A 14,769-nucleotide genomic window follows, 5' to 3' on the forward strand; every position below is an offset into this window, starting at 1 on the left:
CAGAGGCGCAGGACGCGCGGGGGGCGGGGGCGGGCCGTGTCCCTCGGGGTGTTCGGAGCGGCGCTCTGGCTCGCCGTCGGCGGGGTGTTCGCGGCCGCTCCCGCGCACGCCGCGACGGGCGGGTGCGAGGGCACGCTGGTCAAGGCGCTGCCCTTCGTCACCGGCGAGGTGCGGGTGTACAAGAGCCGGGACCGCGCCTGCGCGGTGTCCGTGGCCCTGCGGGCGGGGGAGCGCCGCCACATGTCGGTGAGCATTCAGCCGCGTGGCGGCGTCCCGGTGGGCGACGCGGGGCAATTCACCCGGTACGCGGGCCCCGTCACCGTGGGCGCGATCAGCCGATGTGTGTATGTAAAGGGTGCGGTGGCGGCCGGATCCGTCGAATCCGGCTGGATCCTGTGCTGAGGCCGAGACTCAACCAGGTCTGTTCACGGGCGTGTTGACCCGGCTAGGTTCACGGCGACCACAGTGAACTCAAGGGGAGGGTGAATGCGCAAGACGCTCGGATGGCTGCTGTCGCTCATGGTGCTCATCGGCGCCATGGGCGCGGCCGGCGCCACGGCTCAAGCGGCCACCGCCGCGGGGCCCGCCGCCGCCACGGACATCAAGGACCAGCTCCTCGGCATTCCGGGGATGAGCCTGGTCGAGGAAAAGCCGTACCCCGGGTACCGCTTCTTCGTCCTGAACTACGAGCAGCCGGTCGACCACCGGCAGCCGTGGAAGGGCACCTTCAAGCAGCGCCTGACCCTGCTGCACAAGGACGTCTCCCGGCCCACGGTGTTCTTCACCTCGGGCTACAACGTCAACACCAGCCCCCGCCGCAGCGAGCCGACGACCATCGTCGACGGTAACCAGGTCTCTCTGGAGTATCGATTCTTCACCCCCTCCCGGCCCGACCCGGCCAACTGGGGGAACCTGGACATCTGGCAGGCCGCCAGCGACCAGCACCGCATCTTCACCGCGCTGAAGAAGATCTACCCCAAGAACTGGCTGGCCACGGGCGGCAGCAAGGGCGGCATGACGGCGACGTACTACGAGCGCTACTACCCGCGTGACATGGACGGCGTCGTCGCGTACGTCGCGCCCAACGACGTCGTCAACAAGGAGGACTCGGCCTACGACCGGTTCTTCACCAAGGTCGGCACCAAGGAGTGCCGCGACAAGCTGAACAACGTGCAGCGCGAGGCGCTCCTGCGCCGCGCGCCGCTGGAGGCCAAGTACGCCGAGGCCGCCGCCGAGAACGGCTGGACCTTCACCACCATCGGCAGCCTCGACCGGGCCTTCGAGGCCGTCGTCCTCGACTACACCTGGGCCTTCTGGCAGTACAGCCTGCTCTCCGACTGCGCCGGCATCCCGACCGCCGCCACCGCGAGCGACCAGGAGATCTGGGACACGGTGGACACCATCTCCGGCTTCTCGGCCTACGCCGACCAGGGACTGGAGACGTACACGCCGTACTACTACCAGGCCGGCACGCAGCTCGGCTCGCCCGACATCAAGCAGCCCCACCTCAAGGGCCTTACCCGCTACGGCTACCAGCCGCCGCGCAACTTCGTGCCCCGCGACATCCCGATGACCTTCCAGCCGGGCGTCATGGCGGACGTGGACACCTGGGTGCGCACCCACGCCAACCAGATGCTCTTCGTGTACGGGCAGAACGACCCGTGGGGCGCCGAGCCCTTCCACCTCGGGTACACCGTGCGCGACAGCTACGTGATGATCGCGCCGGGCGCCAACCACGGGGCCAACGTCGCCAAGCTCCAGGACGGCGAGCGGGACCTCGCGACCCGCAAGATCCTCCAGTGGGCCGGGGTCGCCCCGGCCCAGAGCGTGTCCGGCCGCGCCCAGGCCGCCGCGCCGCTGGCCGCACCGGACCCCGTGCTCGACCAGGTCGACCTGCGCCACGAGCCGCAGCTGCGGCCGTAGTCGCCGGAGCGCGTCACCGGGCCACGGGCGGGTACGACAGCCCGTGGCCCAGGGGGTAGCGGCCCGGGACGGGGACCGGGAGGCGGCCGGCGGGCCGCCTCGCACCCGTCAGCACCCGGGCCGCCGCCCGCATCTCCACGTCCGTCCAGCAGTACGTCGCCACCTCGGCGGCACACTCCGGCAGCCGCGCCGGGTCGTACGGATTGCGGATCGCCACCAGCACCACGGGCACGCCCGTCGCGATCAGCTCCGCCACCAGCGTCCGCTGCGGGCTCTCCCCCTCCGGGACGTTGTACGTGCACACGAGCACCGCCGCGTGCCCCGGAGCCGCAGCCGCCGCCCGCTCGGGCGCCAGCACGCTCGCCCGGCAGCCCAGCGCCTCCAGCTCCCGGGCCAGTACCGCCGTAGGGGGTCCCGTCGTCCCCGTGGGGGAGACCGGGTCCGTCCCGGTGACCAGCAGCCGGGGCCCGGCCGACGCGTCCAGGGGCAGCAGCCCCCGGGGGTTGGCCAGCAGCGTCGTCGTGGCCGCCGCGATCTCGTCCGCCGCCGCCAGGTGGGCCCGGGTGCCGACCAGGGCGTCCACCCGCTTCGGGGAGGGCAGCGGATCCTCGAACAGGCCCCGGCGGGCCTTCAGTTCCAGGATCCGCAGCACCGACTCCTCGATCCGCTGCCGCGTCAGCTCGCCCGCCGCCACCGCCGCCAGTACCCCGCGCTGGGCCAGGGCCAGGTCGGGAGCGTTCAGCAGCTGGTCGCAGCCCGCCTTGAGGGCCAGTACCGGGACCCGTTCGTCCCCGTACTTCTGCCGGACCCCGGCCATGTCGAGGGCGTCGGTGATCACGACGCCCCGAAAGCCCAGGCGTTCGCGCAGGATGCCGGTGACGATCGGGTGCGAGAGGGTGGCCGGATCCTCCGAGGGGTCGAGCGCCGGGAAGACGATGTGCGCCGTCATCACCGCGTCCACGCCCGCCTCCACCACCGCCCGGAACGGTGGCTCGTCCAGCTCCTCCCACTGCGCCCGGGTGTGCCGCATCACCGGCAGCCCCACGTGGCTGTCGGTCTCCGTGTCCCCGTGGCCCGGGAAGTGCTTCGCCGTCGCCGCCACCCCCGCGCCCTGGTAGCCGCGCACCTGGGCCGCCGCCAAGGCCGCCACCGCGTGCGGATCCGCGCCGAAGGACCGTACGCCGATCACCGGGTTCGCCGGGTTCACGTTCACGTCGGACACCGGGGCGTAGTCCTGCCGGATGCCCAGCGCCGCCAGCTCGGTGCCCGCCACCCGCGCCGCCCGCCGGGCCGCCCGCGCGTCGCCGCCCGCGCCCAGCGCCATGGCCCCCGGTAGCAGGGTCGCGGGCCGGCCGATCCGGGCGACGGCCCCGTGTTCCTGGTCAATGGAGAGCAGCAGCGGTACGCCGGCGCCGGAGCCGGCCGCCGCCCGCTGGAGGCCGGCCGACAGGGCGGCGATCTGGTGGGGGTCACGGGTGTTGTGCGCCCAGCCGAAGTAGACGATGCCGCCCAGGTGGTAGCGGGCGACCACCTCGGCGGCGGTGCGCACCCCGAACTGGGCCAGGTTCAGCTCGGCGTCCGCCGGATCGGGATCGGTCGCCGAGTGCCCGTAGGCCCGGGACACGAACAGCTGGCCCACCTGTTCGGCCAGGCTCATCCGGGCCACCACCGCGCGCAGCCGCGCCCGGGCGGGGCGGCGGTCCGGCGGCCCGCCGGGGGAGCGGGGGTCGTCCGGCGCCGGTCCGTGGGAGCCGACGGCGGCGGAGGCGGCCCCGGCGGCCGTGACGGCGGCCAGGGCCGCGGCGGCGAGCAGGGCCCGGCGGGAGGCGTGGTGCGGCACCCGCCGGACCCTACTGGCGGGGTGCTCCCGGCGTCCCGGGGACACTCGGGAGGTCCCCCGGACGGGGGGCCGCGCCGGCCCAGTGCTCCTGGAGGGCGCGGACGGCCTCGGTGATCGCCGGGCGGCGGGCCGCCCCGGTCCGCCACAGGGCGCACAACCTGCGTACGGGGGCCGGCTCCAGTGGTACCGCCACCGCGCCCGGCGGCAGCGCGCCGGTGCCCAGCCGGGGCACGACGGCGATTCCGAGCCCGGCCGCGACCAGGGCCACGATGGTGTGGTTCTCCTCGGCCACGTGCGCGATCTCCGGCTCGAACCCGGCCGACCGCAGGGTCCGCACCAGCCAGTCGTGGCAGACCCGGCCGGGCGGCTGGCACACCCACCGCTCGCCCCCCAGGTCGGAGCGGCGCACCACCCGCCGGGCGGTGAAGGGGTGCCCGGCCGGAACCACCAGGTCGCAGCGGTCGTCCCCGATCACCGCCTGCTCGACGCCCTCGGGAGCCGGCAGCGGGGCGATGTCCCAGTCGTGCGCCACCGCCAGGTCGGTGACCCCCCGGGCCACCAGGTCCACCGAGAGGTGGGGGTCCACCTCCGTGAGGCGTACGTCGAGGGCGGGGTGGCGCCGGGCCAGGCCGGCCAGGACCTCCGGCAGCAGTCCGCGCGCCGCCGAGGCGAACGCGGCCACCGTCAGCAGCCCGCTCGGCCGGCCGCGCCGCTCCTCCAGGGTGGTCTCGGCGCGCTCCACGATCGCCAGCAGCTCCCGGGCCGTGTCGGCCAGGTGCCGGGCCTCCTCGGTCAGGGCGACTCCGCGGCCGCGCCGCTCCAGCAGCGTGGTGCGGGTCTCCCGTTCCAGCTTGGCGATCTGCTGCGAGACCGCGGAGGGGGTGTAGCCGAGGGCCGCCGCGGCGGCGGCGACCGAGCCGTGGACGGAGACGGCGTGCAGGGCGCGCAGCCGGGAGAGGTCGAGCATGGCCCCATCGTAGGCCGCCGCGCCCCCGTACCCGTAAGCGTTGCTTCATCCATCACGGAAGTGATCCGCGCTGGTGCTTCACGGTCGGGACGCCGATGCTCGGGGCATGCGTCCCGTACACACCGCACTCGCCGTCCTCGTCGCCGCCGTCTGGGGCTTCAACTTCGTCGTCATCGAGATCGGCCTCGGCCACTTCCCGCCGCTGCTGCTGTCCGCCCTGCGCTTCCTCGTCGCCGCGCTGCCCGCCGTGTTCTTCGTCGGCCGGCCCAAGGTCGCCTGGAAGTGGATCCTCGGGGTCGGAGTGGCCCTCGGCATCGCCAAGTTCGGGCTGCTGTTCACCGGCATGGCCGCCGGGATGCCGGCCGGGCTGTCCTCGCTGGTGCTCCAGGTCCAGGCCGTCTTCACCGCCGTCCTCGCCGCCGTCGTCCTGCGCGAACGGCCCGGCCGGGTCCGGCTGGCGGGCATGGGGGTGGCCCTGGCGGGCATCGCGGTCGCCGCCGCCGACCAGGGCCTGTCGGGGCCGGTGACCGGCTTCGCGCTGGTCGTCGCGGCCGCCGCCTGCTGGGGCGTGTCCAACGTGCTGACCCGGCGGGCCGCACCGCCGGACGCCCTCAACTTCATGGTGTGGGTGTGCACCGTCCCCGTCGTCCCGCTGTTCGGGCTCTCGCTGCTGGTGGAGGGGCCCGACCGGGACCTGGCCGCGCTGCGCGCCCTCGACTGGTCGGGGGTGGCCGTCATCGGGTACGTCGCCTGGGTGTCCACCGTCTTCGGCTTCGGCGCCTGGGGGTACCTGCTGCGCCGCTACCCGGCCTCCTCCGTGGCGCCGTTCTCGCTGCTCGTGCCGGTCTTCGGGATGTCCTCGGCCGCCCTCGTGCTGGGCGAGGGGGTCTCGGGGCTGCGCTGGCTGGCGGCGGTGCTGCTGGTCGGCGGGGTGGGGCTGACCTTCCTGGCCCCGGCGCGGGCGGGCGCGCGCGAGGCCGCGCTCCGGCCGGGGGGTGCCCGAGCGGCGGCGGCCGCCAGTCCGGCCCCGTGAGAGCGGCGCCGTACGCGCGGTGCGGCGCCGCTACTTCTTGCCGCCGCCCAGGATCTGGCCCAGCAGGTCGCCGAGGCCGCCGCTCCCGCCCGGGGCCGTGCCGCCCCCGGGCGCGCCGGCGGTGGTCCCGCCGGGGCCCGCCTTGCCGGCCGTGGCACGCTTGGCGAAGACCGCCAGGACCACCGGGATCAGCATCTCGACGACCCGGCTGACGGTCGCCACCGGGAGGCCGGTCTTCTTCGCGACGGCGTTGGCCACGGGCTTGCTCACCTTGGCCAGTACGCCGGCCATCATCCCGCCGCCGAGCAGGCCGCCCAGGCCGCCGCCGAGGGTGGACACGCCCTGGAGCGGGGGCTCGGACACCTCCGCGAAGGCCTGGCGGACCTCGGCGCCGTCCGCGTCGTCGGCGCCGGCCTTCTGCTGGAGGCCGCCCGTCATGGCGCCCACGGTCTCCGTGACGGTCTCGCGCGCGCCGTGGGCGTCGGTGCCGAGCAGTCCGGCGATCTCGTTCAGCCGGTCGTCGCCGAGCTCGCCCAGCACGTCGTCCTGGAAGGAAGATTCGCTCATGCCGGAAACGCTACGTCCGTCCCGATTCACCGGCACCTTGAGCGGGCGACGGGTAATAGAAACGTAAAGCTCCGCTTCCGCGTGCAACCCTCCGGGGCGATGGCGGGTCGTACGGTACGTCGGCACTTCCGGGAGGGGATCCGGGGGGATCGGGAAGTCCGGCGAGGGAGGGGTAACCGTGAGGGGGTCCGGCCGGAAGGCCGGACCCCCTTCTGGTGCGACGGTGCGGGGGCGGCGTTGTCCACAGCCCCCGGCGGGCTGTCGGCGCCGGAGGGTAGCTTCGTGCCATGACAACCAACGGGGCCGTGCAACTGGCGGTGGTCGAGGGGGTGCTGGAGCGCATCACCTACGCCAACGAGGAGAGCGGGTACACCGTCGCCCGGGTCGACACCGGCCGCGGCGCCGGAGACCTGCTGACCGTCGTCGGCTCGCTGCTCGGCGCGCAGCCCGGCGAATCCCTGCGCATGGAGGGCCGCTGGGGCTCCCACCCCCAGTACGGCAGGCAGTTCACCGTCGAGAACTACTCCACGATCCTGCCCGCCACCATCCAGGGCATCCGCCGCTACCTCGGCTCCGGCCTCATCAAGGGGATCGGCCCCAAGATGGCCGACCGGATCGTGGAGCACTTCGGCACCGACACCCTCGACGTCATCGAGACCGAGCCGAAGCGCCTGGTGGAGGTCTCCGGCCTGGGACCCAAGCGGACGAAGATGATCGGTGCCGCCTGGGAGGAGCAGAAGGCCATCAAGGAGGTCATGGTCTTCCTCCAGGGCGTCGGCGTCTCCACCTCGATCGCCGTGCGCATCTACAAGAAGTACGGGGACGCCTCCGTCTCGGTGGTGCGGAACCAGCCCTACCGCCTCGCCGCCGACGTGTGGGGCATCGGCTTCCTCACCGCCGACCGCATCGCCCAGGCCGTCGGCATCCCGCACGACAGCCCGGAACGGGTCAAGGCCGGGCTCCAGTACGCCCTGTCCCAGTCCACCGACCAGGGCCACTGCTTCCTCCCGGAGGAACGGCTCATCGCCGACGGGGTCAAGCTGCTCCAGGTCGACACCGGCCTGGTCATCGACTGCCTGGCCGAACTCGCCGCGGATCCGGAAGGCGTCGTACGGGAACCGGTGCCCGATCCGCAGGGCGGCCCCGACCCCCTCACCGCCGTGTACCTCGTCCCCTTCCACCGGGCGGAGCTGTCGCTGGCCGGCCAGGTACGCCGGCTCCTGAACGCCGAAGAGGACCGGATGGCGGGCTTCCAGGACGTGGACTGGGAGAAGGCTTTCGGCTGGCTGGCCGGGCGCACCGGAGCGGCCCTCGCCCCCGAGCAGCGTGACGCCGTGCGCCTCGCCCTCACCCGCCGGGTCGCGGTCCTCACCGGTGGCCCCGGCTGCGGCAAGTCCTTCACCGTGCGCTCCATCGTGGAACTGGCCCGGGCCAAGAAGGCCAAGGTGGTCCTCGCCGCCCCCACCGGCCGGGCCGCCAAGCGCCTCTCGGAGCTGACCGGGGCCGAGGCCTCCACCGTGCACCGGCTGCTGGAGCTCAAGCCGGGCGGGGACGCGGCCTACGACCGGGACCGGCCCCTGGACGCCGATCTCGTCGTGGTCGACGAGGCCTCGATGCTGGATCTGCTGCTGGCGAACAAACTCGTCAAGGCCGTCGCCCCCGGCGCGCACCTGCTGCTCGTCGGCGATGTGGACCAGCTGCCCTCCGTCGGCGCCGGGGAGGTGCTCCGGGACCTGCTGGCCGAGGGCGGCCCGGTCCCCGCCGTCCGGCTGACCAGGATCTTCCGGCAGGCCCAGCAGTCCGGCGTGGTCACCAACGCCCACCGCATCAACACCGGCGTCCCGCCCCTCACCGACGGGCTGCCGGACTTCTTCCTGTTCCCCGAGGAGGACACCGAGGCGGCCGGCGTGCTCGCCGTGGACGTGGCCGCCCGGCGCATTCCGGCCCGGTTCGGACTGGACCCGCGGCGCGACATCCAGGTGCTGGCGCCCATGCACCGGGGCCCGGCCGGCGCCGGAAACCTCAACGGACTGCTCCAGCAGGCCATCACCCCGGCCCGGCCGAACCTGCCCGAGAAGCGCTTCGGCGGCCGGGTCTTCCGGGTCGGCGACAAGGTCACCCAGATCCGCAACAACTACGAGAAGGGCGCCAACGGCGTCTTCAACGGCACCGTCGGCGTGGTCACCGCCCTCGACCTCGACGAGCAGCGGCTGACCGTCCGTACGGAGGAGGACGAGGAGGTGGCGTACGAGTTCGCGGAGCTCGACGAGCTCGTCCACGCGTACGCCGTCACCATCCACCGCTCCCAGGGGAGCGAATACCCGGCGGTCGTGATCCCCGTCACCACGGGGGCCTGGATGATGCTCCAGCGGAATCTGCTCTACACGGCGGTGACCCGGGCCAAGAAACTGGTCGTCCTGGTCGGCTCGCGCAAAGCCCTCGGGCAGGCGGTGCGCACCGTTTCCGCAGGCAGGAGGTACACGGCGGTCGCTCCCAGACTCGCCGGACGGATACCGGTGGGAAACATCACCTAGATGATCGATCATTTGGGCTATCCGCCACGGGGACGAGGGGGCAGGATGGGCAGCTTGAAGGCACTCAGTGCCGTCAAAAACACCAAACCCCGACCCCGAGTGCACTCACCTGTGCCAAATGGGGGAAGGTAGAGGCAGTCAGGGCACCTCGAAGAAGAGGCACTACGTCGGTGAGGGATGACGTGAGCGACAACTCTGTAGTACTCCGGTACGCGGACGGTGAATACACCTACCCGGTGGTCGAGAGCACCGTCGGTGACCAGGGCTTCGACATCTCGAAGCTGAGGGCCCAGACCGGGCTCGTCACTCTGGACAGCGGCTACGGAAACACCGCCGCCTACAAGTCCGCGATTACCTACCTCGACGGCGAGCAGGGCATCCTGCGCTACCGCGGCTACCCGATCGAGCAGCTGGCGGAGCGCTCGACCTTCATCGAGGTCGCCTACCTGCTGATCAACGGTGAGCTGCCGACCGTCGACCAGCTCGCGTCCTTCCGCAACGAGATCACCCAGCACACGCTGCTGCACGAGGACGTCAAGCGCTTCTACGACGGCTTCCCGCGCGACGCGCACCCGATGGCGATGCTGTCCTCCGTGGTCAGCGCGCTGTCGACGTTCTACCAGGACAGCCACAACCCGTTCGACGAGAAGCAGCGCCACCTCTCGACGATCCGGCTGCTGGCTAAGCTCCCGACGATCGCCGCGTACGCGTACAAGAAGTCGGTCGGCCACCCGGTGGTCTACCCGCGCAACGACCTCGGCTACGTCGAGAACTTCCTGCGCATGACCTTCTCCGTGCCGGCCCAGGAGTACGACCTGGACCCGGTCGTGGTCTCCGCGCTGGACAAGCTGCTCATCCTGCACGCGGACCACGAGCAGAACTGCTCGACCTCCACCGTGCGCCTGGTCGGCTCCTCGCAGGCGAACATGTTCGCCTCGATCTCCGCCGGCATCTCCGCCCTGTGGGGCCCCCTGCACGGCGGCGCCAACCAGTCCGTTCTGGAGATGCTGGAAGGCATCAAGAACGACGGCGGCGACGTCGACGCCTTCATCCGCAAGGTGAAGAACAAGGAGGACGGCGTCCGCCTGATGGGCTTCGGGCACCGCGTCTACAAGAGCTTCGACCCCCGGGCGAAGATCATCAAGGCGGCGGCGCACGACGTCCTCTCGGCGCTCGGCAAGAGCGACGAGCTGCTGGACATCGCGCTCAAGCTGGAAGAGCACGCGCTGGCCGACGAGTACTTCGTCGAGCGCAACCTCTACCCGAACGTGGACTTCTACACCGGCCTGATCTACCGGGCCATGGGCTTCCCGACCGAGATGTTCACCGTGCTCTTCGCGCTCGGCCGGCTCCCCGGCTGGATCGCCCAGTGGCACGAGATGATCAAGGAGCCCGGCTCCCGCATCGGCCGCCCGCGCCAGATCTACACCGGCGAGGTCCTGCGCGACTTCGTCCCCGTCGAGGCCCGCTGACCGCGAGCCCCACGGCAGAGCGTACGAAAAGCGCCCCGCCGTCGATCCCCCCACGGGTCGACGGTCGGGGCGCTTTCCTTTCCCCGGCGGCGGATTCCCCCCACGGGACCCGTGCCGGGGCGTCGGTGTGCCCACGGAACATCCGTCAGGACGTTCCGGCATCACCCCATTAGACCTGGGCCGACCCCGGATAGTTACGCTGCGATCACTGTGATCTGCGTCTCCAGTGAAGGAACTGTGGAGGGCCGGAGGAGGAGATCCACTACCGGAAGGAGCGCAACCGGAGGCTGTTGGTCACCACGAAAACCGAGGAGAAGGCCATCGCGGCCCCCGCGATCATCGGGTTGAGCAGGCCCGCCGCCGCCAGCGGCAGGGCCGCCACGTTGTAGCCGAAGGCCCAGAAGAGGTTGCCCTTGATCACGGCGAGGGTCCGCCGGGACAGCCGGATCGCGTCCGCCGCCACCCGCAGGTCGCCCCGTACGAGGGTCAGGTCCGCGGCCTCGATGGCCGCGTCGGTACCGGTGCCCATGGCCAGCCCCAGGTCGGCCTGTGCCAGCGCGGCCGCGTCGTTGACGCCGTCGCCCACCATGGCGACCGTACGGCCCTCGGCCTGGAGCCGGCGGACCACCTCCGCCTTGTCCTCGGGGAGCACCCCGGCGACGACCCGCTCGATGCCCACCTCACGGGCCACCGCCGCGGCCACCGCCTCGTGGTCCCCGGTCAGCAGGATCGGGGTGAGGCCGAGGCCGCGCAGCCGGGTCACGGCCTCGGCGCTGGTCTCCTTGACGGTGTCGGCCACGGTCAGCACCCCGCGGGCCTCCCCGTCCCAGGCGACCAGGACGGCCGTGCCGCCCGCCGCCCCGGCGGCCGCCCCGGCGTCGGCCAGGGCGGCGGGCACGGTGACGCCCCGCGCGGCCAGCAGCCGCTCGCGCCCGACGAGGACGGCGCGCCCCTCGACGGTGCCCTCGACGCCGAGGCCGCCGTGAGCGCGGAAGCCCTCCACCGGCGCCAGACCGTCGCCGAGGTCCTCGGCCGCCGCCGCGACGGCCCGCGCGATCGGATGCTCCGAGGCGTGTTCCAGCGACCCGGCCAGCCGCAACAGTTCGCGGGCGTCGACGCCCTCGGCGGCGTGCACCCCGGTGCAGGCCATCCGGCCGGTGGTGACGGTGCCGGTCTTGTCCAGGACGACGGTGTCCACCCGCCGGGTGGACTCCAGCACCTCGGGTCCCTTGATCAGGATGCCCAGCTGGGCCCCCCGCCCGGTGCCCACCATCAGCGCGGTCGGGGTGGCCAGGCCCAGGGCGCAGGGGCAGGCGATGATCAGGACGGCCACGGCGGCGGTGAAGGCGGCGGTGGGGTCGTCGGTGATCAGCAGCCAGGTGACCCAGGTGCCGAACGCGAGGAGCAGCACAACCGGCACGAAGACGCCGGAGACGCGGTCGGCGAGCCGCTGCACCTCGGCCTTGCCGCTCTGCGCGGCCTCGACCATCCGGGCCATCCGGGCGAGCTGGGTGTCGGCCCCGACCCGGGTGGCCTCCACGACGAGCCGGCCGGAGGCGTTGACCGTGGCTCCGGTCACCGGGTCCCCGACGGTCCGCTCGACGGGTACGGACTCCCCGGTGAGCATGGAGGCGTCCACGGCGGAGGAGCCCTCGACGACGGTGCCGTCGGTGGCGATCTTCTCGCCGGGCCGCACCACGAACCGGTCGCCGACGGCTAGGGTTTCCGCCGGTACGCGCACCTCCCGGTCGCCGCGCAGCACGGCGACGTCCTTGGCGCCCAGCTCCAGCAGGGCCCGCAGGGCCGCGCCCGCCTTCCGCTTGGAGCGTGCCTCCAGGTAGCGGCCCAGCAGGATGAGGGCGACGACGCCGGCCGCGACCTCCAGGTAGAGGGCGGAGGCGCCGTCGCCGCGCGAGACGGTCACGTCGAAGCCGTGCCGCATGCCCGTCATGCCCGCCCGCCCGAAGAACAGGGCCCACACCGACCAGCTGAAGGCGGCCAGGGTGCCGACCGACACCAGGGTGTCCATGGTGGCGGCGCCGTGCCGGGCGTTGGTCCAGGCGGCCCGGTGGAAGGGCAGGCCGCCCCAGACGACGACGGGGGCGGCGAGGGTCAGCGAGAGCCACTGCCAGTTGTCGAACTGCAGGGCCGGGACCATCGAGAGCAGGACGACGGGCAGGGCGAGCGCGGCGGACACCAGCAGCCGCTGCCGCAGCGCGGCGAGCTCGGAATCGCTTCCGGGCGCGGCCCGCGCCTCAGGTTCCGTTCCGGCCACGGGCGGGGGCGGCGGCGCGGGTTCCTCGGCGGTGTAGCCGGTCTTGACGACGGTCGCGATCAGGTCGGCGACCCGCACGTCCGCGGAGTAGGAGACGTGGGCCTTCTCGGTGGCGTAGTTCACCGTGGCCTCGACGCCGTCCATCCGGTTGAGCTTCTTCTCGATCCGGGCGGCGCAGGAGGCGCAGGTCATCCCGCCGATCGAGAGCTCGACCGCCGCTATGGGCCCGTCGTGGACTGTGCTGGTCATCTTTCCGGCTCCATGGGGAGGGCCGGCCCGTACGGGACCAGTATGAGCTGGCCGGTACGGACCGGCTGGGTACCGCGAGGGGGGTGGGACGGGGCTCAGACCCGGCCGGCGAGCTCGTAGCCCGCCTCGTCCACGGCGGCGCGGACGTCGGCCTCGGCGAGCGGGGCCGCGGAGACCACGGTGACCTCGCCGGTGGCGGCGACGGCCTTGACCGAGCTCACGCCCGCCAGCGCGGTCAGCTCGGCGGTCACGGCGCCCTCGCAGTGCCCACAGGTCATCCCGGTGACCTGGTACACGGCCGTGGTCTGGGTGTCCGTCTCGGCGGTCATGTCGTTCTCCTTCTCGGGGGTGTCACTCTGCTCCCAGATTATACCCCTAGGGGGTATTTGAGAGCGCACATCCGTACCTCAATCCTCGCGCCGTCCCCGGTTTCCCGGGCGGCGCGACACCCAGGTGCGGATCGTGTCGGCGTACCAGTAGGGCTTGCCGCCTTCCACGTGGTCGGGGGTGGGCAGCAGTCCGTGTTTGCGGTACGAGCGCACGGTGTCCGGCTGGACCCGGATGTGGGCGGCGATCTCCTTGTAGGACCACAGCGTTCGGTCGCTCATGCACGACACCTCCTGGTCCACGCCGCGGGGCCGGCCGGGAGGCCGTCGGGGGAGCCGGCACGTGGACACTGACGATCACTCGGGTTGTGCCCGGAGAACGACGTGCGGTGGAGGCAGGGGAGCGGCTGTCGAACGCCTGTGACGAAAAACCCGAGTAATGCGGACATGCGTGACAGGAAGGGGACTCCTGTGACAGAAGGGCCACAGGAATTCCCCCGCCACAGGAGCCCCCGGGGCGGCCACGGGTGGGGGTGGGGGCGGGCGGCCCGGGGGGCTCAGCGGGCGTACAGCTCCGGCCGTTCCACCAGCCGCACCGCCGTCCGTACCCCGCCGTGCGCGGCCGCGAGTCCCGCCTCGGAGACGGCCGCGGCCGCGTACCCGTCCCAGACGTCGGGCCCGGCCACCCGCCCCCGCGCGGCGGCGGCCACCCACCGGCGCACCTGCCGGTCGTAGGCGTCGGCGAACCGGGTCGTGTAGTCCTGGACGATCTCCCCGCCCCACCGGCCGCCCGACTCCACGACCATCGCGCGCCCGTCCCCGATGCGGGCGGTGCCCGACTCGCCGACCGCCTCGCAGCGGACCTGGTAGCCGAAACCGCAGTTGACGAAGATCTCCACGTCGACGATCGCGCCGCCCGAGGTCTCCAGCAGGACCAGCCGGGGATCGCCCAGCCCCGCCGGCGCCGCCGAGGCCGGCGCGGGCGCGAGCACCGTCACGGCGGTGATCTCCTGCCCCAGCAGCCAGCGGGCCGCGTCCACCTCGTGCACCACCGAATCGGTGATCAGCATGTCGCCGGTGAAGAAGGGCGGCGAGGCCGCGTTGCGGTGGCGGCAGTGCAGGAAGAGCGGCCGTCCGATCCCGCCCGCGTCGAGCAGTTCCTTGAGCCGCTCGTACTCGGCGTCGAACCGCCGCATGAACCCCACCTGCACCAGCCGCCGCCCCAGGCGCAGCTCCGCCTCCATGATCCGCAGAGCCCCCGCCGGATCCGGGGTCAGCGGCTTCTCGCAGAGCACCGGCAGCCCCCGCTCCAGGGCGTGCAGGACGGCCTCCTCGTGGGCCGGCCCGGGAGAGGCGATCAGTACGGCGTCCACCCCCGGCGCCGCCATCGCCGCCGCCGGGTCCGTGTACGCGCCCGCGCCCTCCAACCCGGCCGCGGCCTCCTTGGCCCGCTCCCCGTCCGGATCGGCCACGGCGACGACCCGGGCGCCGCCCACCGTGGTGCCGAGGCGCCGGACGTGGTCGAGGCCCATCCGGCCGGCGCCGAGGACCGCGATGCCGAGGGTGCCGCTCATGTGTGTCTC

The 14,769-nt window shown here is 73.0% G+C and carries 12 protein-coding genes; 5 read left to right on the forward strand and 7 right to left on the reverse strand.

All coding sequences use genetic code 11. The features are described from left to right. The first annotated feature begins 36 nt into the window (after window positions 1-36). Together ACZ6ZT_RS06165 and ACZ6ZT_RS06170 are read left to right on the forward strand one after the other, a co-directional pair. Window positions 37-402 carry a hypothetical protein gene (locus ACZ6ZT_RS06165; protein WP_469716032.1) on the forward strand — a complete coding sequence of 122 codons (366 nt, stop codon included), beginning with the start codon at window positions 37-39 and terminating at the stop codon, window positions 400-402. Window positions 403-486: 84 nt separating this feature from the next. After that, window positions 487-1,923 (forward strand): aminopeptidase, encoded by a 1,437-nt coding sequence (locus ACZ6ZT_RS06170; RefSeq protein ID WP_469716034.1) that lies wholly within the window; start codon window positions 487-489, stop codon window positions 1,921-1,923. A 13-nt stretch (window positions 1,924-1,936) separates the two neighbouring features. Here ACZ6ZT_RS06170 and ACZ6ZT_RS06175 read toward each other — a convergent pair whose 3' ends face one another. Both ACZ6ZT_RS06175 and ACZ6ZT_RS06180 read right to left on the reverse strand, forming a co-directional pair. Next, a complete protein-coding gene (locus tag ACZ6ZT_RS06175; protein ID WP_469716036.1) occupies window positions 1,937-3,763 on the reverse strand; it encodes a glycoside hydrolase family 3 protein in 1,827 nt (608 codons plus the stop codon). 10 nt (window positions 3,764-3,773) lie between these two features. Continuing rightward, window positions 3,774-4,730 (reverse strand): LysR substrate-binding domain-containing protein, encoded by a 957-nt coding sequence (locus ACZ6ZT_RS06180; protein WP_469716038.1) that lies wholly within the window; start codon window positions 4,728-4,730, stop codon window positions 3,774-3,776. 106 nt (window positions 4,731-4,836) lie between these two features. On the opposite strand from ACZ6ZT_RS06180, the gene ACZ6ZT_RS06185 reads away from it, so the two are divergent. After that, window positions 4,837-5,763: an EamA family transporter gene (locus ACZ6ZT_RS06185; RefSeq protein WP_469716040.1), complete on the forward strand. Its 927-nt coding sequence runs from the start codon at window positions 4,837-4,839 to the stop codon at window positions 5,761-5,763. A gap of 30 nt (window positions 5,764-5,793) precedes the next feature. Here the strand turns inward: ACZ6ZT_RS06185 and ACZ6ZT_RS06190 are convergent, their stop codons facing one another. Beyond that, window positions 5,794-6,330 carry a DUF937 domain-containing protein gene (locus ACZ6ZT_RS06190; RefSeq protein ID WP_469716042.1) on the reverse strand — a complete coding sequence of 179 codons (537 nt, stop codon included), beginning with the start codon at window positions 6,328-6,330 and terminating at the stop codon, window positions 5,794-5,796. 287 nt (window positions 6,331-6,617) lie between these two features. Here ACZ6ZT_RS06190 and recD2 point away from each other — a divergent pair, with 287 nt between their 5' ends. Together recD2 and ACZ6ZT_RS06200 are read left to right on the forward strand one after the other, a co-directional pair. Beyond that, window positions 6,618-8,864, forward strand: coding sequence for an SF1B family DNA helicase RecD2 (gene recD2, locus ACZ6ZT_RS06195; RefSeq protein ID WP_469716044.1), 2,247 nt, complete (start codon window positions 6,618-6,620; stop codon window positions 8,862-8,864). 182 nt (window positions 8,865-9,046) lie between these two features. Next, window positions 9,047-10,336, forward strand: coding sequence for a citrate synthase (locus ACZ6ZT_RS06200; RefSeq protein ID WP_048479416.1), 1,290 nt, complete (start codon window positions 9,047-9,049; stop codon window positions 10,334-10,336). A 262-nt stretch (window positions 10,337-10,598) separates the two neighbouring features. On the opposite strand, the gene ACZ6ZT_RS06205 is transcribed toward ACZ6ZT_RS06200, so the two are convergent. The 4 genes from ACZ6ZT_RS06205 to ACZ6ZT_RS06220 all read right to left on the reverse strand — a co-directional run bounded on the left by ACZ6ZT_RS06205 (window position 10,599) and on the right by ACZ6ZT_RS06220 (window position 14,760). Continuing rightward, a complete protein-coding gene (locus ACZ6ZT_RS06205) occupies window positions 10,599-12,860 on the reverse strand; it encodes a heavy metal translocating P-type ATPase (protein WP_469716047.1) in 2,262 nt (753 codons plus the stop codon). A gap of 95 nt (window positions 12,861-12,955) precedes the next feature. Then, entirely contained in the window at window positions 12,956-13,189 is a 234-nt protein-coding gene (locus ACZ6ZT_RS06210; protein ID WP_469716049.1) for a heavy-metal-associated domain-containing protein, read from the reverse strand. 78 nt (window positions 13,190-13,267) lie between these two features. Then, on the reverse strand, window positions 13,268-13,468 hold the full coding sequence (locus tag ACZ6ZT_RS06215; RefSeq protein WP_469716051.1) for a helix-turn-helix transcriptional regulator: 201 nt from the start codon (window positions 13,466-13,468) through the stop codon (window positions 13,268-13,270). A gap of 275 nt (window positions 13,469-13,743) precedes the next feature. Then, window positions 13,744-14,760 (reverse strand): Gfo/Idh/MocA family protein, encoded by a 1,017-nt coding sequence (locus tag ACZ6ZT_RS06220; RefSeq protein WP_469716053.1) that lies wholly within the window; start codon window positions 14,758-14,760, stop codon window positions 13,744-13,746. Window positions 14,761-14,769: the final 9 nt, after the last annotated feature.

The organism is Streptomyces sp. NPDC102258 (assembly GCF_055584685.1).

What these genes read in the sequence shown, in the direction of transcription:
- ACZ6ZT_RS06205 (WP_469716047.1), bottom strand. Translation starts at nt 12,860, where the DNA reads ATGACCAGCACAGTCCACGACGGGCCCATAGCGGCGGTCGAGCTCTCG.
- ACZ6ZT_RS06220 (WP_469716053.1), bottom strand. Translation starts at nt 14,760, where the DNA reads ATGAGCGGCACCCTCGGCATCGCGGTCCTCGGCGCCGGCCGGATGGGC.
- ACZ6ZT_RS06215 (WP_469716051.1), bottom strand. Translation starts at nt 13,468, where the DNA reads ATGAGCGACCGAACGCTGTGGTCCTACAAGGAGATCGCCGCCCACATC.
- ACZ6ZT_RS06185 (WP_469716040.1), top strand. Translation starts at nt 4,837, where the DNA reads ATGCGTCCCGTACACACCGCACTCGCCGTCCTCGTCGCCGCCGTCTGG.
- ACZ6ZT_RS06170 (WP_469716034.1), top strand. Translation starts at nt 487, where the DNA reads ATGCGCAAGACGCTCGGATGGCTGCTGTCGCTCATGGTGCTCATCGGC.
- recD2 (WP_469716044.1), top strand. Translation starts at nt 6,618, where the DNA reads ATGACAACCAACGGGGCCGTGCAACTGGCGGTGGTCGAGGGGGTGCTG.
- ACZ6ZT_RS06190 (WP_469716042.1), bottom strand. Translation starts at nt 6,330, where the DNA reads ATGAGCGAATCTTCCTTCCAGGACGACGTGCTGGGCGAGCTCGGCGAC.
- ACZ6ZT_RS06210 (WP_469716049.1), bottom strand. Translation starts at nt 13,189, where the DNA reads ATGACCGCCGAGACGGACACCCAGACCACGGCCGTGTACCAGGTCACC.
- ACZ6ZT_RS06180 (WP_469716038.1), bottom strand. Translation starts at nt 4,730, where the DNA reads ATGCTCGACCTCTCCCGGCTGCGCGCCCTGCACGCCGTCTCCGTCCAC.